This is a genomic window from Pseudoflavitalea sp. G-6-1-2 (assembly GCF_012927185.1).
Lineage (GTDB): Bacteria > Bacteroidota > Bacteroidia > Chitinophagales > Chitinophagaceae > Pseudobacter.
On record NZ_JABBGB010000001.1, the window covers coordinates 1,954,835 to 1,978,092 of the forward strand.

A 23,258-nucleotide genomic window follows, 5' to 3' on the forward strand; every position below is an offset into this window, starting at 1 on the left:
ACTTAATTGATATCGAGGAAAAATATCTCATCCCATGCCGGCCGAACGGGCGCCACTGCACTAAGGATGGTAAGTCCTGCACCCGAAATGCCATTCAGAATTTCAGGGCTGTCGTTCCATCCGGCTTCACCATCTTCTACTTTTGCGATAGCCAGTTGTTTGGTATTGTACCATGTGAGTTCAAGTGCACGATGCAACCAGTAACGCGTTTTTTCTTTTGCCAGCGGATGCTGATTGAAATGCCAGAGTCTGTTAAAAAGATGCGCAATGCCCCATGCACCATGGCAAAAAGTGGCATCGCCATCCATCACCTGTCCTTCATCGTCACGATTGAGAATATGCGCAATGATATTATCGGCTTCTTCACGAAACATAGGATGGTTCACACTCTTAGCCGCCTGCAGAAATGAAGCGGCTACGCCCATATCGCCATAACACCATCCCAGTCTTGTGGGAGGATAGGGTGGCTCTTCACCCGGTAACACCATCGAAGGGTATCTGGATACGCCCTGCTTATGATGATGGCGCAGCAGAAATTTTGCTGCTCCTTCAATCATCGATTCGCAGAGGTCTGAACATATTTTATATCGGTTCACCTTGCTGAGAAAAGACAGCACCGAAGGGATTCCATGGCTCATGCCCAGCGAAACTTCGCCGGGATATTTTGATGGAAGCATGTACTCCCAGTAGATCATATCATTTTCGAATCCGGTGGCGGTTTCTCCCAACGCTGCAATGATCTTTTCGAAATAAGTTTTGTGTTGCATTACCAGTTCTTCCGAACCAAGCAATGCGGTGGCTACACTGAGGCCCTGATGCATATAGTCGTAACGGCCTGCATGGATGTTTTCGAGCGATGTGTTGCAAAGCGTCTGCAACAGATCCTCACTGATGAGATCGGGTTGTGGCTGAATGATGTTTTCTCTTTGCAGGTAAAGCAATAACCAAATAGTGCCTGAAATGCCTGAGCAAAATGAATGAGCGTGCTGCGGGCCAATATCTTCCATCAGTTGACCGAGATGCAGCAATGCTTTATCATAGAGCTCTTCTTTGTTCTGATAAAGGGCTGAATGAAAAAGGTAGAGAATGGCTCCTGCATCGCCGGCCATGATGCCGGGTGAATAATATTCGGGACCAGGATATTGATCGAGTTTTTGTAAAACAGACTTGTCGATAACAGGGAGAAGTCTGTTGAATACGATAGACTCCTGCCGGTTGAGGCAGGGGTTCCAGTGGTTTGTTGTGGTAGCATCTGACATTGCGGATAGGTTTTTAGAAAAGCAGGCAGAGCGCTGTTTTGCAGCGTTCTGCCATGCTTTGATTCGGGATGAAACCCGGCCTGTTGGCAACAGGCTGATGGCACGCAATCGTGCGAATGAATTCTGACTAACTAACAGCTATCTGCTATGGAATAGGCAGGCAGCGTGTTTGACGATCACGACCACATCTTGATACGCAATCAGAAATGCAGGTGTTCTCAGTACAGTTAGGAGATGTTGCTCCACCTTTGATGGCAGCAGCAGCAGTATCAGACAATGCTGATACGTCCTTCACTTTGAAGGACAGTTTTTTGTTGATTGCTTTCTTTTTCATACAGCAATAAAAAAATGGAATGAATCCTACTCTGTCTCAGGTTTTCGGAATCCCTGGCCTGCTTTGTTTGGGGCATAGCATATCCCTTTCAAAAGCTAATAGCAATTGTTGATGAGTGTCGATAACGAATGTCAGAGGGTATGGCAATGCAGTATCGCTATGAGGGAATAGCAATGCATGCGAATCGTTACACCGGAAAACTGGTGTGTGGTGAAGTCATGGCAATACAATGGGAAAGAAGAATACTAAGAGGGAATAGTATAGTGTGATGTGAATATACAACAGGATAAATTAGAAATCAAAATTCATATGAAGAAAAAATTGTTATCGCTTTTTCCACAGGGAGTAGGCGTGCTCTACGTATGCGGTGATCCGCTGATCGAGTTCGGTTGGATACGCATAGCCCAGTTGTGCAGCAAGCTGTTGCCCAAGCTCTCTTCCGAAACTGATGTACGCAAATAGTGCACGCCAGTTCTCTTTGATATCGCTGGCAGCGAATGTTTCAGTGGCTTTCTTCCACATATCTTCACTGAGATACTTTTTGAAGAGCCTTCCGTATTTGTTGGTGGTTACACTCCAGTTGTGTTGCGAGCCGATAAACCATTCGAGCAAAACCTGCTGATGTTCGAATCGCATGATCTGTTCAGACATGAATTTTGCAAAGTAGAGCTCATCGCGGTAGAGACATTTGGCAACATAGGTGAGATCCCACCAGTAATTGTTGAGCAGCCATTGGAATTTTTCTTCGGTGGGTTTTTGGATATTGAATGCGGTATGCGTGGGAGGCTTCATGCCGGTGGTGAGACCGTCTTTGTCGAGCAGCACTTTGTAGCCGATATCGTAATCTTCGTGCAGTTCTTCTGCTTCAACTTCTTCGAGAAATTTCTCTACGGAGAATATGAGGAAGTCGATCTTGGAATAATCCTGATACAATACCATACGGCTGGCGCAGCGGCCGTCGAAAGATTCTGTGCCTTCCACGATGGTGGTGATGATGTCTCCGAAATTGGCAATCCAGCTATCGTCGGAAAGGAATTCCTCCTGATTGTTTACTACGAGGTCGATATCGAGATCACTGAAAATATCAACCGGCGCATGGGGATTGGTGGTGGAACTGGTAACCAGTACTGCGCGGATATTGTCCTGCTTTGCTGCCCATTCAACTACCTGATTAAGCTGTGCGGTACGCTGTTCGTGAGTCATGTTCAGAAATTGTACCGCAAAGCTAGGGTGAAAATCAGAATAATGGCTTCTTCATCCACAATGCTTTCTGAGCATCGTTGCCGCGCATCATGATGGATGTGTCCATCATTTCAAAACCATAACTGAGATAGAATTGTATGGCTTTATGGTTTTGCTCCCAAACGTTTAACCAGAGCGTGTTGTAGCCTTTTTCTGCTGCAAGGGTAATGCTGTGGTCCATCAATGCTGCACCAATCTTTTTTCCGTGAAAGCTTTTGAAAAGATAGAGTCTCTCCAGCTCGATGTAACGGATCACCTCTGCTCTTTCTTTGCGGTTGGTGGTGTTGAGTTTGGCATATCCTGCCCACTCATTGTTGCAGGTAGCTATAATGAATGTGATATGCGGATTATTCATTTCCTTTTGGAAGATCTCAGGCGTGAAAGCTTTCTCCACATATTCGAGCAGATCTTGTTCCGGCATCATTCCGGTGAATGCTTCCCAGAAAAGTTTGCCGGCCATCCTGCAGAGCGCATCGATATCCGCCTCTTCTGCTATTCTTAAACTGATCGCTTGGGGTTGCACCATGGTGTTCATTGTGAATTCTTTTCTTACTGCAAAGCTCTGTGGTTCTGCATTTACAGAATGGTGCAATCGGGAGAAAAAATAGTACAATCGGGAGAGCAGCTATGCCCCTTTGCGCAACGACAATGGATTAACACCGAATTTTTTCCTGAAGGCTTTGCCGAAATAACCTGCAGAACCAAATCCTGCCTGATATGCAATTTCATTTACAGGCAATGCAGTGTTCAGCAATTGCTCTTTTGCCATCTCCAGTCTGTGGCTGATGAGGAAATCGATAACAGGACTATTGAACAGGGCTTTGAATCCTTTCTTGAGCGCAAACTCATTGAGGCCGGCTTGCTTTGCGAGTAACGACAGTGAGATGTCTTCTGCAAAATGTGTAAGCAGATAGTCGCGCACGAAATAAAGCTTCTCTTTGTCTGTTGCTGCAATCTCTTTGTGGGTGCGGCTTTCAGAAAGGCTATGTGCAATCAGCACCATCAGCTCTATCGATTTTGAATGGAGATAGATCTTTTTGAGGGAGGGTGCAAAGTTGCAATGGATCATCTGATCGATGCAGCTGTCCATAGCGGTATTCATTTGCTGCCATTGCTGTGTGAGCAGGGAAGGAGCGCCGCTGGAAACCTTTGCCGTGAACTGGTCGGGAAGATTGTAGCCGTCTTCTCTCAGCTGCTGAAAACATTCGCGTGTGAACTGGAGGGAGAACATTTCAGACTGATCACCGAAATGAGATAGCCGGCTGTTCAGTTGGTTGGCATAAAGAATATTGAACTGCCCGGAGCCAACCATCGACTGGCTGTTCAATTGCTGATAGTGGATGTTCATTCTGCCGCGCTTATTGAAGTAGATCTTCACGGCGTCGATATGATTGCTCACATCATAGATGGTATTCTGTTGCTGCTGCAATTTGTTGTAAGCCAGCCGGAATCCACCGAAACACCAGTTGCTGAACTGCATGCTCACTTTGCCAGCATCGATCTGGTGAAGGCTTTCAACCAGTTCAGCAGAATTGAGATCTTTATCAGAGATGGAATTCTGATAAATGGGGTTAGGTGAACTGGAGTGGCGGAAAACTAATGACATTTTATTCAGTAAGCTGATGTAAATGTACCAATTCCGGGAAATTTTTTTTGATTAAATTGCTGTAAGCAAACGCTTCTTCCATGTTATTCCGGCAATTCCAGCCTATAGAACCATTGCGGCAATATATTTTGAAGATCTGGTACTTCAGTAGTGAAGCAATTCTGCCGAAAGAAGATATGAAGTTGATTGTTCCTACAGGGAGGGTCAAATTGCTGGTGCCTTTCAGACCTGTCAGCACTATCCGAATGAACGGGATAGTGCATACTTCCAAAGAACATTCCATCACACTCATTGGTATCACTGATGCTCCTCATCAGGTAAGTACGGATGATCCGACAGGCACAATCGGTATAGAATTCAGTGCTGCCGGAGCTTACCGTTTTTTTCAACTTCATTATCAGGAGCTCAGGAATCATATGTTTCCTCTGACGGAATTATTCGGAAGAACAGCCCGGGAGCTACAGCAACTGATTGAAGAATCCGATATTCCGGAACAGAAAATAGCATTACTGCAACAATACCTCTTTCAACAATTGAGTTTACATGCAGAAGACAACGTGTTTGATTTTTGCATACAAAAAGTATTGCAGAGCAAAGGCCGTATTCCGGTGCAGGAGTTGGAAAGACAGACCGGATTCAGCACTCGCTGGCTAAATATGAAATTCATGCAGAGAGTGGGTGTCAGCCCAAAGAACTATGCTTCCATCATCCGGTTTCAGGAGATCTATCAAACCTTGCTTTCAAAGAAAGAAACCCTTCTGCCCAGAGATCTCTACGATCATTATTACGATCAGTCTCATTTCATCAGAGATTTTAAAAGATTCACCGGCATGGCGCCTTCACGGCTGGAGAAAATAGTGAATGAATTTGGCAGACAATACGCTATTGGGTAGGTCCTTCCGATTTGTACAATTTCAATTTCCTGTTTAGTTGGAGCTTTGCATAACCGGCTGATGATCCTGCCGGCAAAAACATTTCGTTATGCAAATACAAAATTATCAATGTCACTTCACCGTTCCGGTGAGCACGGAAAAAGCATTCAATGCAATTAATGATGTGGAAGCGTGGTGGACGCAAAACACAACCGGGAAAAGCACTTCCCCTGGGGATGTTTTTACTGTCAGCTTTGGTAAAACTTTTGTGCATTTCAGTGTGCAGGAGTTGATACCTGGCCGGCAAGTCATCTGGAAGATCGAAGACAGCTGGCTTGATTTTGTTGAAGAGAAAGATTGGAATGGCACTTACCTTCACTGGCAGGTAATTCCAAAAGGAGACAGAACTGAAATAACGATGGTTCATATCGGCCTCACACCGATGCTGGCTTGTTTTGATCAGTGCGAAAAGGGATGGGATTTCTATGCCAAAGGTAGCCTGTATCGCCTGCTTACAGAGGGCGAGGGCATGCCTGATCAAAGAAGGTGCAGTATTTCTGATGCTCAGGAGCAGAAATAAAAAACAAAATGCCCGAACGATCTGCCGGATGAGCTACTGTATCTCTCACCTGGCCAGACCATCCGGGTCATTTCTGATTATGCTTAGGGACTAAATAACTCTTGTCATCGAAAGTTGTCCGTGAATGATCCCTTTCACAGCTGTCAGCCGGTCTGCGAGATCTTTCAGTACAGATGCTTTACCTTTCAGCGCGATGATCTCCATGCAATTGTCGTGATCGAGATGGATATGCTGCGAGCATAGGATCACATGATGAAAATCGTGCTGAATGTCGGTGATCTTATCCAGCAGATCCCTTCTGTGGTGATCGAAGAGCAGCGTGATGGATCCACCCACTACTTCATTGGAACTCCACTGCTTCTCCGTTTCCAGTTTTTGAATCAGGTGCCTGATTGCCTGGGACCGGTTGGGAAACTGATTGTCTTTGATGTAATTGTCGAGCAACTGCAATACTTCTTTCTCCACGGAAACACCGAAACGGACTACTTTCATATGCTTATAATGCGTTTACGAAATAGAGTACACCTACAGCGAACATATCCTGGCGGGTATTGCCATTTACCTTGCTCACTTCATTTCTGTACTTCTGTTCGTTGTTGTAGTAATAGCCAAATATTTTGAAATTCTGATGCTTTACAGGTTTGTATTCCAGTCCGCCGAGATACCCGATATTCTCTCTGAAATTGTTACCGGCCTTATTGGTTCCTTTTGTTTGTGAAGCAGCTTCATAGATGCCCTTAGCTGTAATGAACCAGCCCGGAACAAATTGATAGTCTACGCGAAGCACAGCGCTCTTGTAATTCACATCGCGCGCAAACACAGGCTGGAATGCAGGGTTCAGCGATGTCTGATATTTGTTGATGGATGGAGATGCAATATTTACGTAGTCGACTGCGAGCTTTTGTGTTTGCAGATCGAGATAGGCATTCCATTTTTTCAATACCAGTTTGTTGCCGATAGCCACGCTATGATTCACTTCTCCTTTTGCGTATTCTGAAATATTGTAGCTCCAGAAAGTATGCAGTTTTTTATCGAAAAGTTTACCGAGCCAGCTTGCATACACTCCCATGGGAGTTTTTGATCCTTTCAGTCCATCGGTTTTATAGCCGGTGTTGGCGATGAGTGTGTTGAAGTTGTCGTTCCATGTGTTGTGTACCTGCACATGCACGGAGTGGTTTTCGTTGATCTTGTAGTTCAGTCTCAACGCCATCAGAAAGAGATTGGTTTGCCTGTTCACGAATTCAGAATACTGATATTCGTAAGTTGGGTTGGTCTCGAATTCCCAGCTCCCGATATAGGCTGCCTGCTTACCGGCCGTGATGCTCCATTTTCTGTCTTTACCGAATTTGTAGGTAACGTTTGCGTGATCGATAGAGCCTGCGGAGTTATCCGTTGTATGTGGCGCCTGCGATCTGTTCAGCCGGTAACGAATTCTGAAATCGAGATCACTGGTGAGGTTGCCCAATACTTCAAAACGGGCTTCATTCATTTTGATGGAGCTCTGGTCGTCGCCTTTCAGCGGAACTTCCAGTGAACTGCGCAACAGAAAATTCAGATTGATTTTCTTCAACTCCGCGGGTTTGTCGCGGAAGAGAATGCGCGATTCGAATGGTTCGGAATCGTCAGCAGCCGTGTCGGTTTGCTTTACCTGATCCTGTGAGAAAGCGGCCTGGCCGATTGTCAGAGCTAAAGCACTGAATAAGATTTTTCTGTATGTCATGAAAATGAATTGCGATTTAGTTTTTCTGGTTATTCTTTTTTTCTGCTACTTTTTCTACGAGCCAGTTGCACCATTCTTCCATTCCTTCTCCATTCAATGAGCTCACAGAAATCACCTGCAGATCGGGGTTTACTTCTCTCGCATCTTTTGCTGCAGCTTCAACTTTAAATGGCACATATGGCAGCAGGTCTGCTTTTGAAACCAGCATCAGTTCGCTGGTGAGGAACATGCGCGGATATTTTTTCGGCTTGTCGTCTCCTTCGGTGGAGGCGAGCAGGGTAACCCTGAAATCTTCTCCGAGATCGAATGCTGCCGGACAAACCAGATTGCCTACGTTCTCGATAATCAGCAGGTCCACACCTTCGAGGTCGATATGATCGAGGGCCTGCAACACCATCTGCGCTTCAATATGGCACATGCCGCCGGTTACGATCTGCAAAGCATTGATGCCTACTTCGCGGAGACGAACTGCGTCGCGTTCTGTTTCGGGATCTCCTACCAGCACGGCGATCTTCAGTTTGTTCTGCAACATCTTTCCTGTCTGTTGCAGCAGGGTTGTTTTTCCGCTGCCGGGCGAAGAACAGATGTTCACTACCAGCAGATGAGGCAGCCGGTCCTTGATGGCCTTGGCCACAAAATCGTTTGCCTTCAGCAGGTTGAGGGTGGTATTGTCACAGGTAACTGAGCCGGCAGGCGCTCTGTTGCTCTTTGGTTTTGTATCCAGCATAAAACTTGTTTTTAATCGTTGATGAATTCTACTTTGCTTATCCTCAGTTCTTCTCCCTGAATGATGGTGTTACTCGGCGCTCCGCACTCACACACAAATCTGTTCAGCTGCACAGGGAATTCTTTGTTGCAGCTTTTGCAAAAAGCTATCACAGGAAGCAGCTTCACTTCGAGATCCAGTTCAGCCAGCTTAGGCTCCTCAATGCGCATTGCTTCGAATGCATTTTGTATGAGGATGGGCTGCACATTGCAGAGCAACCCCGCTTCGATCTGCACTTTGGTGATCCTGTCGAGTTTGTCTCCATGATGCGCTTCGAGCGTTTGGAGAATGTCCCGTATGATAGCTACTTCATGCATAGACTATTGTTTCTTTTTGTTGGCGGCAGTTTTGCCCGCTGCCTTTTTTGATGCTACGGTTTTGCCGGTGGCTTTCTTGGTCGCGCTCTTTTTTACGCTGGTAGCGGCTTTTGCGGGAACGGACTTAATGCTCGGAATTCCCGGCGACTTCACTTTTGCTTTGGCCGATTTTGCCGGACTTTTCTTCGTGGCTGTCTTAGTTGGTTTGGAAGATGAAGCCTTTGACGGTGCACTCTTTTTCGCAGGAGCTTTTTTTGCAGCCGCTTTCTTCGCTGTTTTTTTAACAGCAGGCTTCTTCACGGCTGCCGCCACTGCTGCGATGGTTTCAATTACAGGCGCAGGTTCTTCGTTGCCTTGTTTGTATTTGATGAAACTCCAGCACATATCTCCAATATTTGCCAGCCATTCGTGCATGGCATCGCCACTTTCTCCGAGTGTTCGGATCATGATGGCGTTGGGACCGCACTGCGTGAAGCCATAAATCATATCAGTGAATTGCGCCAGCAGAATTTCGTCGAGCTCTGCTTTGAATTCAACCGCATAGGGCGATACAATCAGGAGTGTGCCCTGGTGAGTATGTCCTTCAAAGAATAATATGTCCTCGATCGGCTGTTTGGTTGGCTGCATCAATTGATTGTCGAAGAAGATGAGTTTTTCATCCACATACACTTTTGTTTTGCTGTGGATACGTGTGAACTCGAATCTTTCTCCGGAATGGATGCGGCCTCCGCTGATGATATCTCCCCAGATGAGATGGCTGTTGCCTTTCATGCGGATCTCATTGGTGGTATCGAACAGTGAATTTTTGAACGGGATCATTGGCTGAGGCAGGTATTGGAATGACGCTCCTGCATCGATCCGCACTTCCGTATGCTGCACGGCTCCTTTTTCCATCGGATGCAGCTTGTTGAAAGATTGGGTGAAGAGCTTCATCTCCGTATTGGCAGGACAATGCACATCGATGTGCAGATTGTCGCCATCCATCACACCGGGAGAGTAACACATCATCATTATCTCCAGATGATCCTGCAAATGCCTTGAACCGTAATGCACAATCTTGTACGGGATATCAAAATAGCTGTCCTGCAACATGGTTTTGTTGTCTTCCAGTTTGCAGCTCAGAACTATCCGGCTTGATATGGAGTTGTCTTTTTGGATCATTATTGTTCCAGTAATGCGTATTTTTTAATCCAGTTGATCACATCGCTCAAACCCTGGTGTGTTTTGAGGTTGGTCTTGAGGAAGGGGCGTTCGCCGCGCATGCGTCTGGCATCGCTTTCCATCACATCGAGACTGGCGCCTACGTAAGGAGCGAGATCGATTTTGTTGATCAGCAGCAGATCGGAACGCGTGATGCCGGGGCCTCCCTTGCGTGGAATTTTTTCTCCTTCCGCCACATCGATCACGAAGATGGTGAGGTCGGCGAGATCAGGACTGAAAGTGGCTGCGAGGTTGTCGCCACCGCTCTCGATGAACATCAGTTGCGTGTCGGGATGCAGCCTTGCCAGCTCTTCCACTGCTTCGAGGTTCATGCTCGCATCTTCACGGATGGCTGTATGCGGACAACCACCGGTCTCTACACCTCTGATCCTTTCTGCAGGAAGTTTCGAGTTCTTGATCATGAACTGTGCATCTTCCTTGGTGTAGATATCATTGGTTACAACACAGATGCTGTATTCATCGCTCATTACTCTGGTAAGTGCTTCGATCAGCGCTGTTTTGCCTGATCCTACAGGACCTGCCACGCCTATTTTCACGTATTTGCTCATGTGCGGATTTTGTTTTTTGTTTGGCATCAAGTGATGCTATGAAATGTAAATTCTTGTGTACAATTTTTCGTGCTGCATGCATTTGATCTCTTGTCCGATGCAGCAGAGTCCGATCATGTCTTCATTCATGTCGTCCTGCTTTTTTACGAGGTCTTCAATGATGGGAAGGAGATCGAATAATATTTTTTGTCCTACCGTCTGACTGATGGGGACTGATTTTGCACAGTTGGTAACGATGCCGTTCAGCGAATTGTAGTAGAATGCACCGAGTGCATCTTCTCTGCTGATGCCCGCTTCTTTTGCATACATGCCAAACGCCATGGCGTAATGACCATGCAGTTTTCCTTCCTGGATTTCTTTGAGATACCTGGTACAACTTTCATAAGGTTTCAACCCCTCTGTGAGTTTGAGAAAACGGATGGCGAGTTTCTGGCTGGCATCTCTGATCTCGGCGGGTGCTTTCAATGCAGTGACCAATTCGTCGAGGGCAGCGAATTGCGGCCAGAATTTTTTTCCTGCAACACAATGCCACGCCTTGTTGAGAAAGGCTGCATCGTTGTAATGGATATTGTGCATCAGCATCGTCCTGGCATAACTGGCAGCGGTTTCGTTGCTGTGCACTGCATTGGAGTTTACATAGGATTCCAGTCCGTATGAATGCGTGAAGCTCCCGATGGGGAACATGGAGTCGTTGATCTGTAACAGTGTTAATAGCTTCTGCATGTTTGGAGGTTTATCTGCCGTGGATCTGGAACAGATGTGTTTTCAATAATTTCTTCGATTCAACGCGTGGTTCATACCCGCCTCTTTCGAGCAGCGTGTAGAGCGGAGTTTCGTAAGCTACATTCACGGTATCCTGCGCGTCGATGTAGATGGGAATATGTTTGTTGCCGATCTCGAAACAGATGATGCCCATATCCCGCATGGTTTTGGGCTGAAACACAATGCACTCGCATGGTCTGATCATTACCTGTACATAAGTTGTTTCATCCTCCCAGAGAATATCGCCATCTTCCAATGGCTTGTTGCTGTTCTTCCGGATGGCCATTTCGAGCCCTCCGTTTGTTTTGCGGCGGATGATGCTCTTGCTCGTCTCGTACCACTCGATTTCGAAATGGTCGGGCTGTTTGCCTGCCGGTGGAGTGGTGCTCCGGATTGCTTCTACTATGATCATCGTGGTGCCAAATTTTACAGAAGCCTGCATAGTGGTGAAATTTTGGTATCATCTCTATGCAGGCATGTACAAGAAAAATATTCCTGGGTACCGGGTACGGATTAGGTTTTCCCGGAGTGATTTTTTAGAACAGGAAATAGCGCTGCGCCATTGGCAATTCTTTCAATGGTTCGCAGGTAGCTACTTTGCCGTCTACTTTTACCTGATATGTTTCCGGATCTACTTCGATGTTCGGAGTAGCCGTGTTATGGATCATGTCTTTCTTCTGAACAGTTCTGCAACCTTTCACTGCGAGCGACTGACGCTTCAGTTTCAGCTTGCCGATATTGCCACTGTCGATACTGGCTTTTGAAACGAAGTTGAAACTGTTGGCAGAAAGCGCCGCACCCAATGCACCATATTGCTTTCTGTAGATAACAGGTTGTGGTGTTGGGATCGAAGCGTTGGGATCTCCCATTTTGCTGCCAACGATCATTCCCGATTTATAGATCAGTTCTGGTTTGATACCGAAGAACTCCGGTTTCCAAACAATCAGGTCAGCAATCTTGCCGGGCTCGATGGAACCGATGTAAGTATCGATGCCATGTGCTTTTGCGGGGTTGATGGTGTATTTGGAAACATATCGTTTAACGCGGTAGTTGTCGTTGCCGGATTTGCCATCTTCCGGAAGTGCACCACGTTGTACTTTCATTTTGTGTGCAGTCTGCCAGGTACGTGTGATCACTTCACCCACGCGTCCCATCGCCTGAGAGTCGGAACTCATCATGCTCAGAACGCCCATGTCGTGCAGAATGTCTTCCGCCGCGATAGTGCTTGGTCTAATGCGTGAATCAGCGAATGCCACGTCTTCCTTGATCTGCGGACTGAGGTGGTGACAAACCATCAGCATGTCTACGTGCTCAGCAACCGTATTCACCGTGTAAGGTTTGGTAGGGTTGGTAGATGCAGGAAGGATGTTCGGATACATCGCAATCTTGATGATGTCCGGAGCGTGACCACCACCAGCGCCTTCGGTGTGGAAAGTGTGGATCACACGTCCATCGATGGCTTTCATGGTGTCTTCGAGGAAGCCTGCTTCGTTGAGTGTATCGGTATGGATGGTAACCTGTGTATCGTATTTGTCAGCTACGCGGAGACTGATGTCGATGGTTGATGGCGTTGCGCCCCAGTCTTCGTGGATCTTTACGCCGAGTGCACCTGCTTTGATCTGTTCAACCTGTGAAGCTTCGTTGGAAACGTTTCCTTTTCCGAAGAAACCAACATTCACAGGAAACTCTTCTGCTGCCTGCAGCATCTTCTCGATAAAATATTTACCGGGAGTTACTGTAGTGGCGTTGGTGCCGTCGTTGGGACCTGTGCCGCCACCGATAAGAGTGGTTACGCCGCTGTAGAGTGCTGTGTCGATGATCTCCGGACAGATAAAGTGAATGTGTGTGTCGATGCCGCCGGGAGTTACGATGTAGCCCCATCCGCCATGCACTTCAGTGCCTGCGCCGATTACCATGCCGGGAGTTACACCGTCCTGTGCATCAGGGTTGCCGGCTTTTCCGATAGCATGGATCTTTCCGTTCTTGATGCCGATATCGGCTTTAACGATACCCCAGTGATCGACGATGATGGCGCCGAGGATCACCATGTCCAGACTGTCTTTCTCTGCAGCAGTGGCTGATTGGCCCATGCCGTCGCGAACGGTTTTGCCGCCGCCGAATTTATTTTCTTCACCGTAGGTCTGGTAATCTTTTTCGATCTCGATCAGCAGCTCTGTATCGGCCAGACGAACTTTATCGCCGGTGGTAGGTCCGAAGAGCGATGCATATTTTTCGCGTTTGATGTAAAGATTTCCATCTTCAAACCAAACTTCATTGCTGTTCTGTGCAAATGCGTTGTTGAGGCCCATCACGGTCATGCCCAGCGTGGTAACGCCTACGATCTTGATCCATTCTCTTCTGTTCCAGCTATTGCCCTGAACATCGGGGCCTACATCCTTCTTTTTATTTTTATCTGACATAAATTTTCTTTTTACTGATTGAAGTACAATTGATCTATACAGGATTCATCAAGCACCTTTAAATCCATTCTTCTTCGCTTTGGTGAGAGCGGCTGTTCTCACTGTGTTGTCGGCAACATTGCCGTCTGTGAGGTTGTTGAAGCCGTATACTTTTTTCTTTCCGCCGATTTCAACAAGTATCACCTGTTTCTTTTCGCCAGGCTCAAAACGCACAGCGGTGCTGGCCGGGATGTTGAGACGCATGCCCAGTGTTTTGGCTCTGTCGAAGTCGAGCATTTTGTTTACTTCAAAAAAATGATAGTGTGATCCAACCTGAATGGGACGGTCACCTGTATTCTTCACCTCCACCTTAACGGTTTTCTTTTTGGAGTTGCAGATAATGTCTTCCTTTTTAAGAATGAGTTCTCCTGGAATCATACAAATAGTTTTTTCAGTTTTGGGAATTGTTATCTGATCGGATTGTGAACAGTCACCAGTTTGTTACCATCCGGAAACATTGCTTCGATCTGTACGTCGTGAATCATTTCAGGAACACCGGGCATCACCTGATCTCGCTTCAGGAGTTTGGTACCCCATTCCATCAGCTCAGCCACTGATCTTTTACCATCTCTGGCCTGTTCCATAATCTCTGCAGAGATGTATGCTATGCTCTCGGGGTAGTTAAGTTTAACGCCGCGTTTGAGACGTTTTGCTGCCAGCTCGCCGGCCTGGTGCAACAATAGCTTTTCAATTTCACGTGGGGTGAGATGCATAAGTAACGGTGATTTTAGTTATTAAAATGAAGTTCCGACAACCTGCAGCCGTCAGAAAAAATAGCAGCATGCCGGCACTGCAGTTACCGGCTGTTTCGCTAAAGTGTTAGATTCCAAAACAACGAAAGAATATCTATATGGTTGGTGAAAAGCATATTAAAAATAATGCATTAGCTTCTTTTTTTATCGTTTGTTAAAAAAATATGTCAGGATATTTTTCAATTATTTAAGGTTCGGTAACACGATTTTTAAATTGTTATGTTCTACATGCAGGAACTCTGTTTTGTAGACCTCCTGAAGCCGCTCCAGATCAGGGATTGAGCATTGCTCTGAATTGATCACAGTGCCATTGTTCATGAAGAAAAACTCATCTGCATACTGATAAGCAAGCGTTGGATTATGCATTATCGCAATTACTGTAACTCCGTTATTCGCATATGCTTTCAGTTTACGCATCAGGTAATTCTGGTAATACACATCGAGGTGATTGGTGGGCTCGTCCATCACAATAATTTTCGGGTTCTGCATCAGCAGTCTTCCGATCATTATCATCTGCTGCTCGCCGCCGGAGAGTACCGTAAATGGTTCTTTGCGGAGATGTGTTAGGTCGAGATCGTGGAGTACCTGTTCCAGCAATTCTCTGTCGTGCTTCGCAGGGGAGAATCCTGAAAATGCTACACGCCCTGTGAGCATGATCTCCTCTACTGTAAAAGGAAATACTGTCTGATAGAATTGTGGCAGAAATCCCATCAGCTTTGCACGCTCTTTGAATTGCATGGCTGCGCTGTTGGCGCCTGCAATGGTGATGCTGCCTTCGTATTTCGCATGCAGGCCTGCAATGGCGCGGAAGAGCGTGGATTTACCACTTCCGTTGGCACCCAGCAATACAGAAAATTTGTTAGCCGGAAACTCCATGTTCACATCGTGCAGTACAGATTTCTTTCCGTACCGGATATGCAGGTTTTGTATGATGATGTTGTTCTTCCTCATGCCCAGTTGATTTTGTTTTTACGCATCAGGTATATGAAGAATGGTCCACCCAGCAGCATGGTGAAGATGCCCACGGGAACTTCAAATGCAAATAGTGAACGCGAGAAATTATCGATCACCAGCAAGAATGTTCCTCCCAGGAAAATATTTCCGGGTATGGCTTTCACGTTGTCTGCTCCGATGAGCATGCGCACGATGTGTGGCAGAAATAATCCGTAGAAACTGATGATGCCTGCTGCTGCAACAGTAGTGGCCGTCATCAGTGTTGCACATCCGATGAGTATGAGTTTGTCGAGCGCAGGGTTTACGCCTACTGCCTTTGCGGCATCATCGCCGAGTGCCAGCAGATTGATCCGCCAGCGATAGATGAATACGATCAGCAGTCCGGCAATTACCGGAATGAGTGTTTGCTTCAGTTCGATCCAGCTCGCTGCATGCAGGTTGCCCATGGTCCATTGTACAATTGCCTGCAACTTGTATGGATTGCTGATGTATTGAACGATGGCGAGAAATGCAGTGAACATGCCGCTCACTACCATGCCTGCCAATACTATCGAAACAATGGACGACTGTTTGCCAGATCCGGCCATCGAGTAAGTAGCCAGCACTGCCAGTGTACCTCCGATGAATGCTGCGATATTCACAGGCACTCCGCCATAAGTGATGCTCAACGCAGCGCCGAATGCAGCACCGGCAGAAATGCCCAGCACATAAGAATCTACAAGCGGATTGCGGAAGATGGCCTGCAATACTGTGCCTGATGTTGATAGTGCCGCGCCGATCAGAAAGGTAAGTACAACCCTTGGCAGGCGTACGTTCCAGATGATATTGCTGATCATATTGTAGCTCTCGGTTTCAGTGGCATTCAATCCGTCGCTGAGTTTTTTGTACAGCAATGAAATGTAAGTGCCGAAGTCTGTGTTTTCGGATGAACCGATAAAAAGACTCAGCACCAGCACGGGAACCGGCAACGCATAACAGATGATATTTGCAATCTTCCTGTTCAAGAATTTTTATTGTGGTTTTGCCGCTTGCACTTTGAAAATGGTAGAGTCTTCTTCTTTATGCAGCAGGATGGATTGTGCAGTGGCATCTGCAAATACATTTTCAAAACCTACCTGTTGTAATACTTCGATGTCTTTAGCCGGACGCCTGTGGCGACTGATATCCAGCTGTGCCTTGATGCTATTGGCCTGCTCCATGATGTCGGCAGGATATTTTTCGTGTCCTTCCTGTGAGAACTGATACTCGCCGAAGTCTCCGTCGAAGTTGAGGAAGAGCCCGCCGGGTTTCAGTACGCGGAAACTTTCACTGTAACATTTCTGAAGATCAGGGATGCCCCAGGTCATGATGCGGGTGAAGATGAGATCGAACTGGTTGTCTGCAAAGCTGAGTTCCTGTGCGTTCATCACATGATAATCTACTTTGGCATTCAGTTGTTGTGCAACACGCTTAGCTTCATCGATCATGTTGGGAGAAAGGTCGATGGCAGTTACTTCATATCCTGCGAGGGTGAGGATATGCGCAAAATAGCCTGATGCTGTTCCAAGCTCCAGCACTTTATTGCCATTGAGCTGCGAGCGGATCGACATGAAGTACTCCATCCAGTATCTCGTTTCAGGCAATGACCATGCTTCGTTCTTTTCTTCGGCCCAGATGGCACTTTGCCTGTCCCAGTAGTTGGCGATCTCCTGTATCATTTGAAGTAGTTTAATAGTTTGGCGCCGTTCTCTTCGCCGTATAATTTTTTGATGATATTCTCCACTTTGGCCAGATGCCCATTGTCTGCAAACCCATAAGCCCATTGATTGATGGCCACGGACGCAGCCAGCGATTTCAGGGTATGCGGATTGTAATAGAACATCGGCATCAGGTTGAAGATTTGTTTTTGCTGAATGGCTGTGATAGCTGACAATTCTTTTTTGTTGTAGAATAAATCAGGACTATCATTCCACATGATGATCATATCTGGATTCCACTGCAGCAGTGTTTCCGGATTGATATTCGGCTGGTCTATCTCAGTAGTGCAGACATTGTTGACGCCTGCATTGGTGAGGGTGTTGTGCATCATGCTGCCATGGCCGGCAGTAGAGAAGATTCTTCCATTAGCCCATGCGAAATAGGCATTCTTCTTTTTCGTGATAGCTGCACTTTGCGTCTGCATCGACTTAATGGTACTGTCGGCATATTGCAACAGTTCTGCTGCACGATCGTTTTTGCCGGTGAGTGCACCAATGTCTTTCAACTCCTTCATTACATCTTCATACTTGCTTGCTGCAGCCTGATATACGGGAATGTTCATCTGCTTCAGGGAATTGATCGTTCCGGGAGTCATGTTCTGAACAATTACCAGATCTGGTTTCAGTTGCAGAATGCTTTCGAGATTGGCTGTTTCATTGCTTCCCGGTATTGTGAGCGATTTGGCGGCCACGCGGGCATCGATTCTTTTGTATGGTTCGAAGAGTTCTTTGTCTGCATAGGTTTCAGCGGGAATGCCGATGAGCTTATCCTGGGCCTGCAGCATGTAGATGGCATCTACAGAAGGATCGAAAAGCGCAACGATTTTCTCTGCCGGTTTTTCCAGCGAAATGGTATTCCCTTTTGCGTCGGTAACAACAATATTGCTGCTGTGTTTTGTTTCACTGTTATCGGTACATCCGTATAAGGCTACCGACAAACTGAGTATGCTGAAAAGTTTTTTCATTGCTTCGGTTTATAGGGTGAGGCTTAAGGATACTCTGTAGTTTCTTCCGGGCGTTTGCACCCAGTAGTACAGATCGTTGCGCTGCCATCCTGTGCTGTAGATATGTGCGTCGAGCAGGTTGTTTACGATCAGGTTGATCGCGTATTTTTTGCGTGCATATCCGAGTCCACCATCGAGACGGAAGACATCATTCAGTGTTTCAGGTTTTGTGCTGGTGAAGCGTTCTGCTCTTCCTGCCATGTATTGATATCCTGCAGATACATTCAGCCCTGCTAATTTCTTTCCGGGCAGTGCATAGTTCACCCAGGTGTTCTGAATATGGCGAACACGGTTGGGGGTGGCTTTGCCTACCATGTCTGGATTCTTATCATCTTTGGTGATCTTCGAATCAGTGTATGCATAGTTGACGATGATGTTGAGACCTCGTGCAATCCTTCCTCTTACATCCACTTCAACACCCTCTGATCTGTTTTCGCCTGTTTGATACAATGCATTGGATACAGGATCACGCAGAATGGTTTTTGTTCTGTAGATCTGGTACACCGAAAGGGTAGTGTTCCATGCGGCATCGTTCCAGTCTTTTTTGATACCTGCTTCGAGACTTCTGCCGCGTTGTGGTGTCAGCGCTGTTTTATCATGTGCTATACCAGCCTGTGGGAGAAAAGTATTGTCGTACAGCGCATACAGACTCATCGATGGAGTAACCATGTAAGTGAGGCCCAGTCTGGGTGTTACAACAAAATCACTGGCATCGGTTTTAGTGCCGTACTGATTGAAGTTGGCGTCGGATTTAGTGGCGCGGAGTCCTGCATTTACTTTGAATTTGTTGTTGAAGAAACTCATCTCATCCATGATATGCGCGCTCACATAATGCATTCTGCTATTGGTTCGGTTGTTCTCTCCGAAGATGTTGTTCTCAGAATCGAAGTCACCGCCTGTTCCGTTATTGTTTGCAACGTTGGCATATTTTGGATTGGAAATGCTTAACGGATATACGGTTGATGCGGTTTCCCAGGTATCGGTGGTATTGTTCTTTTTGTGATTGAAATCGATACCGGCAAGGATGGCATGGTGAACGGATCCTGTTATGAATCTTCCCTGAATGAATGCTTGCGCAGAGAAGGTATTGTACTTCATCCCGTCATACACGTAGTAGCGATCGAGAATGTCTGGATTGGTTTTATTCTTCCCGTACACCCAGAAGATATTGCCATCGTACTCATTATGGATATTGGCTGCTTTTACAGAGAACTGCCAGTTATTGTTGAGCTTGTGATCGAAGCTTAGGAAAACCTGATGATCGTTTGCGCGATAAGGTTTTGTATTGGGGTCGCTGATGGAAAAATCGCGGGGAAGGCTGCCGTATCCGTAGGGCGAAATCTGTGCCTGGCTCAGCAGCATATAGTTGAATCGTTGATAGATGTATTCCAATGTGAGCGAGGATTTGGGACTGATCAGGTATTTGAATGACGGAGCAATGAGGATGCGTTCGTTGTTGTCGAACTTCATAAAACTTTTGGTGTTCATGCCCATGAGGTTGAAGCGGAACTGCAGCTTTTCTTTTTCGTCGATAGTGCCGGAGAGATCTGCTTCTGCACGCATAAATCCGAAGCTTCCACCCATCATGCGGATAGTGTTACGCTTAATGCCATTCGGTTTTTTAGTGATGATGTTGTAAGAGCCTGCGGGATCGCTGATGGCGTTCATGAAACCTGATGGACCTTTCACGAATTCGATGGTTTCGATGATGGCAGCATCATCGCCCACCGGGCCTTTGATGAGCGGTCGGAGATCAACTCCATTGCGTTGCGGCGTAATGTATCCGCCTCTTGAATAGATATCGGGAGATACGCCGTTGTGCAGTTCTTCGCGCATGGTTCCGCTCACATTCCGGGTAACACTTTCAATTAGGTTGTACACTACCTGGTCCCGCAATACTTCGCCGCTTACCATCTGGATATTCTGCGGAGCTTCGATCAGTGGCGACTGCAAACGCAGGTCTGATGAGATGTTCCGCACATTGTACTTCTTGTAATATTTGTTGGAGAACACCACTTCGTCCAATAACTGAAACTTAATGGAGTCTTTTGCTTTTATGGTAGAATCTGCCAGGTGCAGTTCCTGATGATCTTGCGCGTATGCATCTGTGTGAAAACCGATAAGCGCAGAAATAGCCACGAGAGTAAAGCCTAGTTTCATATCCTTTCAAAAATTTATGCTGTCAATACAGTTTGTAGCAAATATTTCAGATTCGTGTTACCTGCCTGGCCTGGGTTTGCAATAAGAACAGATTTTGCAGCCATTTTGGGCAATACAATTCATGCTCTGCTGCAAGAAGAAAATATAGTTCTCTGCCAGAGTTGATCCATGCGTTTTGCAGTGGAAATTATAATCTCATAAATCCGGATCACTGACCCGGCAAATGATTAGTTAGCAGGCGGGATAGTGTGATGCCATCAGATAAGGTTATTCCTTTCAGAAGTGGTGCAGCTCTGAATTGCAAAGCACCGGCAAGGAATGATTGTAAGGGGAAGATAACCTGCAATAGCAAATGTATCATCCGGTAGCAAAAATCAGAAATCAAATTGCAGAGAAATTTTACAAATGATAAAAAAGACCCGCATAGCTATTCTTTAATGCGATATTAATGAGGAGAGTGTGAACCGGTGCGGCTTTGAGCGATACCGGTTCTGTGTTTGTTATTCAGCTGTGTAAATGGTTTTGCTGTAAATGGCATCGACAGAGCTGAGATCGTAGTACGATTCTTCGATGCTGCTGATCTGTTTCCCATTTTGGGTAATGCGAATCAGGGCGAAGCCATTATAGAGTTGCAGGGAAGGTGATGGCTGCTGATTGGTTTGGTTCCAGGTTATGGGTTTATTTCTGAGAGCGGGGGAAAGTCCATAAGGCATTGCTGCATGTCCGAGGCATCTCGCAAATGTATTTGTAGTGAAAGCCTGTTGACTGTTTCCCGCAGGTATGGAGATGGGAGCATCGTATACGATTCCGTTGTGCACATGCCCCCAGTACCATGCGTATGGATCTCCGTCAAGTGCTCCGCTGATCTCGGACCATAAAGTAGAGAGTGCGCTGCAGTCGGCTGCAAATCCGTTGTGATGCGTGAGTACAATTGTTTTTGAAGGATCGGGGGCAAGGCTTTTGATCCATCGCCCCTGTGTTCCTTCGCTACCGCCAATGCTGCCGGTCATGAATGCATCGATCGATGTGGCCATGTAAGCGGTATCGAGACCGAGGATAGTCCAGTCTCCGCAGGTAAGTGCAAAACAGCTCGATCCTTTCTGTGCATTGAAGTATGAGCTCGCACCCTTGTTTGCTGCATCGAGTGCATCATAAAAATATCCGTTTGCGCCGCTGTACATTTCGTGATTGGAATTGAGTGTGAATGATCTTCCGGCATAGTTGGAAGGCCACAGATTGAGAAGGTTGTTTGCTTCTTCTCCCGGTCCGAAATAGTATTGTCCGTTTACAGTGTCGGACTTTGGCGTACCGGCATAATAAACGTCTCCTACATGCACAATGTAATCGGGTTGCTGATGAAGTACATTGTTGATGATTGCCTGCATAGTGGCATCACCGGTACCGCAATCTCCTATGATGGCAATGCTGATGTTATTGCTGCTGGCAGTATGATTGCTGAGTGGAATAACCGGAGGTTTAGTTGCCGGGAAATCGTTGCCGCTGTACCAGAGTTTTCTGAACAGCGTTTCCAGCAAATTTAGAAATGCAGTAAACCACCCCTGATCGAATACACACCATTTTTCGGTACTTAGTACGGTGCCGTCTGTATAGATCAATTCCTTGTGATTGAAGAATTCGGCATTGATAGATGTGATGTTACTTCGGGGGAGGTATTCGTCGAGAACAAGCAACAGCGCTTCGATTTCTAATCCTTCCCAGAATGTGAATACCGAAAGATCGAGTTGTGTTGGATTCTTCAGCCAGTACAACATGAGGCCGAGTTCCACACTTCCGCTGCCCTGCGACCAGCCTTCGGGTGGATCGGGAATATACCCCTGCCATACGTTCTTGGATACCATAAAGCAAATGAGATCGTACTCACAGTAAGGAAGAAAATTCATGAGCTGCTGTATCTCCGATTTGAGAGATGCATCGATACTGGTATGCTGTTTAAGTTCAGCAACCCGTTTGCTGAGTTCTGGGTCCATGGTTATGGGGTTTTGGTCAGGGGTTGTATCTGTAATTAAATATAAGCCAGATGAGGCTTTTTGGGTAGGGTAGATGTACTGAAAAGTGTTGCTGCCAGCCGCAGTAGGACAGCTTGATCCGTTAGCATAAAAACGGCAAAAAATTATTGCTGTTGGTTGTAACAAAAACTGCATTGCAACGTACAGGCAGCAGACTTTATTGACAATTTTCAACAGGCTACTCTAAAACAATCAATTATGAACCCAAACAAAAGAACTGCAAGGCTGGCCGGAGCATTTTACCTGGGGGTTGTGATCTTTGGAATATTCAGTATCGCATATGTGCCTTCTCAGCTGATCCGTTGGAAGGATGCTGCGCAAACACTTCAAAACATCCAGGCATCTGAAAGCCTTTTTCGTTGGGGGATAGCCGGGGGAGTGGGGTGTTACCTCTGCTTCACTTTATTGCCGTTGACATTATACAGGTTGCTGAAGCCGGTACACGAACACCTCGCTTTGCTGATGACGGTTCTTGCATTGCTGAGCGTTCCTGTTTCATTTCTGAATCTGCAGCATAAGTTCGATGTGCTTTCGCTGTTGCATTCAGGCGCTTCCTATGGTGTGTCTGCAGAGCAGTTGCAACAGCAGGTGATGCTGCATCTCGTATCTTACAGCAATGGAGTGGTGATTGCGCAGGTGTTCTGGGGATTGTGGCTGTTACCGTTTGGTTATCTCGTTTATCGTTCAGGTTTTCTTCCAAAGATACTGGGAGTATTGCTGATGCTGGGTTGTGCTGGATATATGTTCGGCTTTCTGATCGATACTGTATTCCCTGGCTTGGAGAATGCTCCATGGGTGAGTTATGTACGGCTTCCGGCAACGATTGGAGAAATTGGTACATGCCTTTGGTTGTTGATAATTGGGGTGAATGCAAAGAAGCTGTCATTGACAAAATAGTTGAATGGCATGGGAATCAATCCTGATTTTTTATATTTTGTC

At 46.4% G+C, this 23,258-nt stretch carries 24 protein-coding genes; 3 read left to right on the forward strand and 21 right to left on the reverse strand.

Annotated elements, in window-relative coordinates; translation table 11 throughout:
- Positions 1–2: 2 nt before the first annotated feature.
- The 4 genes from HHL16_RS08120 to HHL16_RS08140 all read right to left on the reverse strand — a co-directional run bounded on the left by HHL16_RS08120 (position 3) and on the right by HHL16_RS08140 (position 4,441).
- Entirely contained in the window at positions 3–1,259 is a 1,257-nt protein-coding gene (locus tag HHL16_RS08120) for a lanthionine synthetase LanC family protein (RefSeq protein ID WP_169424625.1), read from the reverse strand.
- Between the two features lie 658 nt (positions 1,260–1,917).
- Entirely contained in the window at positions 1,918–2,796 is an 879-nt protein-coding gene (locus HHL16_RS08130) for an aminoglycoside 6-adenylyltransferase (RefSeq protein ID WP_169424627.1), read from the reverse strand.
- A gap of 34 nt (positions 2,797–2,830) precedes the next feature.
- Complete coding sequence (locus HHL16_RS08135; RefSeq protein ID WP_169424628.1) at positions 2,831–3,370, reverse strand: GNAT family N-acetyltransferase; 540 nt, start codon at positions 3,368–3,370, stop codon at positions 2,831–2,833.
- Positions 3,371–3,460: 90 nt separating this feature from the next.
- Positions 3,461–4,441: an AraC family transcriptional regulator gene (locus HHL16_RS08140; RefSeq protein WP_169424629.1), complete on the reverse strand. Its 981-nt coding sequence runs from the start codon at positions 4,439–4,441 to the stop codon at positions 3,461–3,463.
- 80 nt (positions 4,442–4,521) lie between these two features.
- Between HHL16_RS08140 and HHL16_RS08145 the strand changes: the two genes are divergently transcribed.
- The gene (locus HHL16_RS08145; protein WP_169424630.1) at positions 4,522–5,334 is read left to right on the forward strand and encodes an AraC family transcriptional regulator; all 813 of its coding nucleotides are present in this window, start codon (positions 4,522–4,524) and stop codon (positions 5,332–5,334) included.
- A gap of 88 nt (positions 5,335–5,422) precedes the next feature.
- Positions 5,423–5,893, forward strand: a complete 471-nt coding sequence (locus HHL16_RS08150; protein ID WP_169424631.1) for an SRPBCC domain-containing protein — start codon at positions 5,423–5,425, stop codon at positions 5,891–5,893.
- Positions 5,894–5,983: 90 nt separating this feature from the next.
- On the opposite strand, the gene nikR is transcribed toward HHL16_RS08150, so the two are convergent.
- From nikR to HHL16_RS08235, 17 genes are all read right to left on the reverse strand, one after another.
- Positions 5,984–6,385: a nickel-responsive transcriptional regulator NikR gene (nikR, locus tag HHL16_RS08155; protein WP_169424632.1), complete on the reverse strand. Its 402-nt coding sequence runs from the start codon at positions 6,383–6,385 to the stop codon at positions 5,984–5,986.
- A gap of 4 nt (positions 6,386–6,389) precedes the next feature.
- Positions 6,390–7,613, reverse strand: coding sequence for a porin (locus HHL16_RS08160; RefSeq protein WP_169424633.1), 1,224 nt, complete (start codon positions 7,611–7,613; stop codon positions 6,390–6,392).
- Between the two features lie 16 nt (positions 7,614–7,629).
- Positions 7,630–8,340: a hydrogenase nickel incorporation protein HypB gene (gene hypB, locus HHL16_RS08165; RefSeq protein ID WP_169424634.1), complete on the reverse strand. Its 711-nt coding sequence runs from the start codon at positions 8,338–8,340 to the stop codon at positions 7,630–7,632.
- A gap of 11 nt (positions 8,341–8,351) precedes the next feature.
- Positions 8,352–8,696 (reverse strand): hydrogenase maturation nickel metallochaperone HypA, encoded by a 345-nt coding sequence (locus HHL16_RS08170; protein WP_169424635.1) that lies wholly within the window; start codon positions 8,694–8,696, stop codon positions 8,352–8,354.
- Between the two features lie 3 nt (positions 8,697–8,699).
- Complete coding sequence (locus HHL16_RS08175) at positions 8,700–9,857, reverse strand: urease accessory protein UreD (RefSeq protein WP_206022291.1); 1,158 nt, start codon at positions 9,855–9,857, stop codon at positions 8,700–8,702.
- Entirely contained in the window at positions 9,857–10,465 is a 609-nt protein-coding gene (ureG, locus tag HHL16_RS08180; RefSeq protein WP_169424636.1) for an urease accessory protein UreG, read from the reverse strand. The genes HHL16_RS08175 and ureG overlap by 1 nt, the downstream gene beginning before the upstream one ends.
- A 36-nt stretch (positions 10,466–10,501) precedes the next feature.
- Complete coding sequence (locus HHL16_RS08185) at positions 10,502–11,188, reverse strand: urease accessory protein UreF (RefSeq protein WP_169424637.1); 687 nt, start codon at positions 11,186–11,188, stop codon at positions 10,502–10,504.
- A gap of 10 nt (positions 11,189–11,198) precedes the next feature.
- A complete protein-coding gene (locus HHL16_RS08190) occupies positions 11,199–11,639 on the reverse strand; it encodes an urease accessory protein UreE (protein WP_206022293.1) in 441 nt (146 codons plus the stop codon).
- Positions 11,640–11,763: 124 nt separating this feature from the next.
- A complete protein-coding gene (ureC, locus tag HHL16_RS08195) occupies positions 11,764–13,647 on the reverse strand; it encodes an urease subunit alpha (RefSeq protein ID WP_169424639.1) in 1,884 nt (627 codons plus the stop codon).
- 48 nt (positions 13,648–13,695) lie between these two features.
- Positions 13,696–14,064: an urease subunit beta gene (gene ureB / locus HHL16_RS08200; protein ID WP_169424640.1), complete on the reverse strand. Its 369-nt coding sequence runs from the start codon at positions 14,062–14,064 to the stop codon at positions 13,696–13,698.
- 29 nt (positions 14,065–14,093) lie between these two features.
- Positions 14,094–14,399, reverse strand: coding sequence for an urease subunit gamma (gene ureA, locus HHL16_RS08205; RefSeq protein ID WP_169424641.1), 306 nt, complete (start codon positions 14,397–14,399; stop codon positions 14,094–14,096).
- A 222-nt stretch (positions 14,400–14,621) separates the two neighbouring features.
- Positions 14,622–15,389 (reverse strand): ABC transporter ATP-binding protein, encoded by a 768-nt coding sequence (locus HHL16_RS08210; protein ID WP_169424642.1) that lies wholly within the window; start codon positions 15,387–15,389, stop codon positions 14,622–14,624.
- On the reverse strand, positions 15,386–16,396 hold the full coding sequence (locus HHL16_RS08215; RefSeq protein ID WP_169424643.1) for an iron ABC transporter permease: 1,011 nt from the start codon (positions 16,394–16,396) through the stop codon (positions 15,386–15,388). The genes HHL16_RS08210 and HHL16_RS08215 overlap by 4 nt, the downstream gene beginning before the upstream one ends.
- Before the next feature lie 6 nt (positions 16,397–16,402).
- Positions 16,403–17,089: a class I SAM-dependent methyltransferase gene (locus HHL16_RS08220; RefSeq protein WP_169424644.1), complete on the reverse strand. Its 687-nt coding sequence runs from the start codon at positions 17,087–17,089 to the stop codon at positions 16,403–16,405.
- A complete protein-coding gene (locus HHL16_RS08225; RefSeq protein WP_169424645.1) occupies positions 17,086–18,093 on the reverse strand; it encodes an ABC transporter substrate-binding protein in 1,008 nt (335 codons plus the stop codon). The genes HHL16_RS08220 and HHL16_RS08225 overlap by 4 nt, the downstream gene beginning before the upstream one ends.
- Positions 18,094–18,102: 9 nt before the next feature.
- On the reverse strand, positions 18,103–20,292 hold the full coding sequence (locus HHL16_RS08230) for a TonB-dependent receptor (protein ID WP_169424646.1): 2,190 nt from the start codon (positions 20,290–20,292) through the stop codon (positions 18,103–18,105).
- Between the two features lie 500 nt (positions 20,293–20,792).
- A complete protein-coding gene (locus HHL16_RS08235; RefSeq protein WP_169424647.1) occupies positions 20,793–22,280 on the reverse strand; it encodes a metallophosphoesterase in 1,488 nt (495 codons plus the stop codon).
- 237 nt (positions 22,281–22,517) lie between these two features.
- Here HHL16_RS08235 and HHL16_RS08240 point away from each other — a divergent pair, with 237 nt between their 5' ends.
- Positions 22,518–23,216, forward strand: a complete 699-nt coding sequence (locus HHL16_RS08240; RefSeq protein ID WP_169424648.1) for a DUF4386 domain-containing protein — start codon at positions 22,518–22,520, stop codon at positions 23,214–23,216.
- Positions 23,217–23,258: the final 42 nt, after the last annotated feature.

Bases quoted from the DNA above. Each gene is read 5' to 3' on its own strand.
- HHL16_RS08120 (WP_169424625.1), bottom strand. From the start codon at position 1,259: ATGTCAGATGCTACCACAACAAACCACTGGAACCCCTGCCTCAACCGG.
- HHL16_RS08130 (WP_169424627.1), bottom strand. From the start codon at position 2,796: ATGACTCACGAACAGCGTACCGCACAGCTTAATCAGGTAGTTGAATGG.
- HHL16_RS08135 (WP_169424628.1), bottom strand. From the start codon at position 3,370: ATGAACACCATGGTGCAACCCCAAGCGATCAGTTTAAGAATAGCAGAA.
- HHL16_RS08140 (WP_169424629.1), bottom strand. From the start codon at position 4,441: ATGTCATTAGTTTTCCGCCACTCCAGTTCACCTAACCCCATTTATCAG.
- HHL16_RS08145 (WP_169424630.1), top strand. From the start codon at position 4,522: ATGTTATTCCGGCAATTCCAGCCTATAGAACCATTGCGGCAATATATT.
- HHL16_RS08150 (WP_169424631.1), top strand. From the start codon at position 5,423: ATGCAAATACAAAATTATCAATGTCACTTCACCGTTCCGGTGAGCACG.
- nikR (WP_169424632.1), bottom strand. From the start codon at position 6,385: ATGAAAGTAGTCCGTTTCGGTGTTTCCGTGGAGAAAGAAGTATTGCAG.
- HHL16_RS08160 (WP_169424633.1), bottom strand. From the start codon at position 7,613: ATGACATACAGAAAAATCTTATTCAGTGCTTTAGCTCTGACAATCGGC.
- hypB (WP_169424634.1), bottom strand. From the start codon at position 8,340: ATGCTGGATACAAAACCAAAGAGCAACAGAGCGCCTGCCGGCTCAGTT.
- HHL16_RS08170 (WP_169424635.1), bottom strand. From the start codon at position 8,696: ATGCATGAAGTAGCTATCATACGGGACATTCTCCAAACGCTCGAAGCG.
- HHL16_RS08175 (WP_206022291.1), bottom strand. From the start codon at position 9,857: ATGATCCAAAAAGACAACTCCATATCAAGCCGGATAGTTCTGAGCTGC.
- ureG (WP_169424636.1), bottom strand. From the start codon at position 10,465: ATGAGCAAATACGTGAAAATAGGCGTGGCAGGTCCTGTAGGATCAGGC.
- HHL16_RS08185 (WP_169424637.1), bottom strand. From the start codon at position 11,188: ATGCAGAAGCTATTAACACTGTTACAGATCAACGACTCCATGTTCCCC.
- HHL16_RS08190 (WP_206022293.1), bottom strand. From the start codon at position 11,639: ATGATCATAGTAGAAGCAATCCGGAGCACCACTCCACCGGCAGGCAAA.
- ureC (WP_169424639.1), bottom strand. From the start codon at position 13,647: ATGTCAGATAAAAATAAAAAGAAGGATGTAGGCCCCGATGTTCAGGGC.
- ureB (WP_169424640.1), bottom strand. From the start codon at position 14,064: ATGATTCCAGGAGAACTCATTCTTAAAAAGGAAGACATTATCTGCAAC.
- ureA (WP_169424641.1), bottom strand. From the start codon at position 14,399: ATGCATCTCACCCCACGTGAAATTGAAAAGCTATTGTTGCACCAGGCC.
- HHL16_RS08210 (WP_169424642.1), bottom strand. From the start codon at position 15,389: ATGAGGAAGAACAACATCATCATACAAAACCTGCATATCCGGTACGGA.
- HHL16_RS08220 (WP_169424644.1), bottom strand. From the start codon at position 17,089: ATGATACAGGAGATCGCCAACTACTGGGACAGGCAAAGTGCCATCTGG.
- HHL16_RS08225 (WP_169424645.1), bottom strand. From the start codon at position 18,093: ATGAAAAAACTTTTCAGCATACTCAGTTTGTCGGTAGCCTTATACGGA.
- HHL16_RS08230 (WP_169424646.1), bottom strand. From the start codon at position 20,292: ATGAAACTAGGCTTTACTCTCGTGGCTATTTCTGCGCTTATCGGTTTT.
- HHL16_RS08235 (WP_169424647.1), bottom strand. From the start codon at position 22,280: ATGGACCCAGAACTCAGCAAACGGGTTGCTGAACTTAAACAGCATACC.
- HHL16_RS08240 (WP_169424648.1), top strand. From the start codon at position 22,518: ATGAACCCAAACAAAAGAACTGCAAGGCTGGCCGGAGCATTTTACCTG.